At 67.2% G+C, this 2,661-nt stretch carries 2 protein-coding genes; both read right to left on the minus strand.

Features of this window, described 5'->3' with window-relative positions:
* Positions 1 to 84: 84 nt before the first annotated feature.
* Entirely contained in the window at positions 85 to 873 is a 789-nt protein-coding gene (istB, locus tag JI746_RS27470) for an IS21-like element helper ATPase IstB (RefSeq protein WP_201693506.1), read from the minus strand.
* A 17-nt stretch (positions 874 to 890) separates the two neighbouring features.
* Positions 891 to 2,429, minus strand: coding sequence for an IS21 family transposase (istA, locus tag JI746_RS27475; RefSeq protein WP_236600189.1), 1,539 nt, complete (start codon positions 2,427 to 2,429; stop codon positions 891 to 893).
* Between the last annotated feature and the right edge of the window lie 232 nt (positions 2,430 to 2,661).

Below are 2,661 nucleotides of genomic sequence, written 5' to 3' on the forward strand. Positions count from 1 at the left end.
TGTCACCGACCGCCGTAATGAAGCCACCCATGTTCGGCATATTGAAGCCAGCAACAGCGTGGTAAACGGGCATCCCGAGGGTGGTTACGCAGTGGCCGATTTTGCAGGCTTTTGGAGGCCGTTTTTCGCCGGGTTTGCGAGCTGCTTTGGAGAGCGGTAGGACTGGCCGTCCAGGACCAGGCAGTAGGCGTTGTGGCGCAGCCGGTCCAGGCTCGCGCTGGCGAGCAGCCGGTTCGCAGGGAACGCCTGATCCCATTCAGGGAAATCGAGGTTGCTGGTGACGATGGTGGCGGCCTGCTCGTACCGCTCGGCGATCAGATCATGCAGATCCTCGTCGGCGGGTGCGCGCAGCGGCTTGAGGCCGAAGTCGTCGATGATCAACAGGGGCACCCTGGCCAGCGTGGCGAGCTTGCGCTCGTAGCTGCCGGTGGCCCGCGCCGCGTTCAGGCTCTGCGTAAGGCTGGCGCAGGTGCTGAACACCACGTCGACGCCCTGGCGCACCGCGCAATGGCCCAGCGCCTGCGCCAAGTGGCTCTTGCCCGTGCCGCACGGGCCCACGATGAGGACCGGGGCCTTTTCCTGGAGGTATCGCCCGGTGGCCAGGTCGTGCACCAGGGCGCGATTGAGTTGGGGCAGCCGCTCGAAGTCGAACTGCTCCAGCGTCTTGGTGGTGCGAAACTGGGCGCGGCGCAGCCGACTGCTGAACTTTTTTTGCTCGCGCCGGGCGACCTCGTCGCTGATCAACAGGGCCAGGAAGTCGGTGTAGGCCATCTTGGCTTCGATGGCCTGGCGATTGCGGGCTTCGAGGGAATCGAAGATTCCGGACAGGCGCAATTGCTTGAGCTGAGGGGCCAGTTCGGGAGCGGGGTTCATCTGGGGATTTCCTTCGGTTAGTGCAGCAGGTCTTGCTGCGGGTTGGGGGTGAGGTCGGCAAACAGCTCGGTGGCTGGCCGGGTGAATCGAGTGCGGCCGTAGCCCGGCGGGGTGGCAGCAGGCAGGTCAGTGCGCTGGTCGGCGCCGGTGGCCAAGATGGTCTTGACCGTGCGGTAGTGCGCCGAGCCGTGCGCCATGGCGCGGGCGCAGGCCGCCTCCAGCCGCGTGCGGCCATAGGGTTTGAGCAACGCCAGGACGCCCTGCGCGGCGCGCAACCGCTCCAGGATGTGATCGCTGAGCAATTGCTCGATGAGTGCCGCGCAGGCTGGCCCGATCCGCTCGGCCTGCTCGGCGCACCAGGCACGGTCCCGGCCGAAGAAGGCTTGGGCTTCCGGCGGCAGGTGCTCGCGCACGCTCACGCGCTGACCTGGATTGCGGCCACGCGGGTGCGTGGCAACGTGGCGGTAATCCTCGAACAGCGCAACCACCGAATCGGTGGCGCGCAGCCACAGGGTCTTGCCCACCAGGGTGAAGGGTGTCGAGTACAGGATCCGGTCGAACTGCACATGGCAGTCCCGATGCACGCTGACGCGGTGCCAAGTGCCAAGGTCCGGCGCCTGGGCCGGCAGGGCCTGGAGCAGCGGCTGCTCCAACTCGAACAGCGCCAGCGGCGTGCGCCGCGTGGTGCCGTGGCAGCGCATGCCCGCCTCGGTCATCACCCAGGTGCGCGCCTGGGCGTTGAGATCGGCCAGGTCGCGGAAGTTGCGCAGCGGAAGGAAGTTGCCTTTGACGTACTTCACCCCCGCTTCGACGATGCCTTTCTTCTGCGGATCGTGCGGCGGGCACGGATCGATCTTGAAGCCGTAACCCTCGGCACACTCCGCGTACGCGCGCTGCACGGTCGGCTCCTGAGCACAGGCGCGGGTGATCGCGCACTTGGCGTTGTCGATGATCACCCGCCGTGGGGTGCCAGCGAACCACTCGAAGGCGCGGCGGTGGCAGCCCAGCCAGGTTGCGACGGTCTGGTCCCAGACGAACTCGACATATTGGTGACGGCTGGCGCACAGCGTCATCACGAAGGCCCAGGCGCGCCGCGGCTGCCCGTCCGGGTGAACAAGCATGGGGCCGGCGCCGAAGTCCACCTGCGCGGCTTCGCCGGGCTCGAACTCCAGCCGGCAGGTGACCTCTGGGGGCAATTGCCGGCGGATGTCGGCGACCAGCCGGCGAACGGCCGAATAGCTGCCGGACCAGCCGCCTTGCCGCTTCAGCGCCGCGTGGATGGCGGTGCCCGAGACGCCCTGCTCAATCCAATGGCCGATCTGCTCCCGGTGCTGCTCCAGGGTGGAGATGGTGCTGCTTGCCCGTCGCGGGGCGCCCAATGCCTCGGCGATGGCCTCGTCCTCGGGCAAAGGCTGCGCCGGGTCCAGCCAGCCCCGGTCGGCCGCAATCTGGCGCCACTGGGCTGCCTTGGGTCGGCCCATGACGCGGGCGGTGGCGATCTCGCGGTCGGAGTCGCCCTGACGCATTCGCAGCAGGGCCTGTCGATAGTGATGCATCTCGAATCTCCTGCGCGCCATCCCCTGCCTCTCCGGAAAAAGCCCGAAGGTTAAGGATGGCGACGCTCAGTTCGAGACGCCCGTCACCGTGCGGCTGTTGGCCGACTGGCTCCAATATGCCGATCCGCGACTGGCTCCAATACGGCGATCACGCAGTGGCTCCATTACGCCGGTCGGCAACTGGCTCCTACATGCCGATCACGAAGTGGCTCCTATACGGCGGTCGGTGACA

The organism is Ramlibacter alkalitolerans (genome assembly GCF_016722765.1).
Classification (GTDB): Bacteria; Pseudomonadota; Gammaproteobacteria; order Burkholderiales; family Burkholderiaceae_C; genus Ramlibacter; species Ramlibacter alkalitolerans.

Bases quoted from the DNA above. Each gene is read 5' to 3' on its own strand.
- istB (WP_201693506.1), bottom strand. From the start codon at position 873: ATGAACCCCGCTCCCGAACTGGCCCCTCAGCTCAAGCAATTGCGCCTG.
- istA (WP_236600189.1), bottom strand. From the start codon at position 2,429: ATGCATCACTATCGACAGGCCCTGCTGCGAATGCGTCAGGGCGACTCC.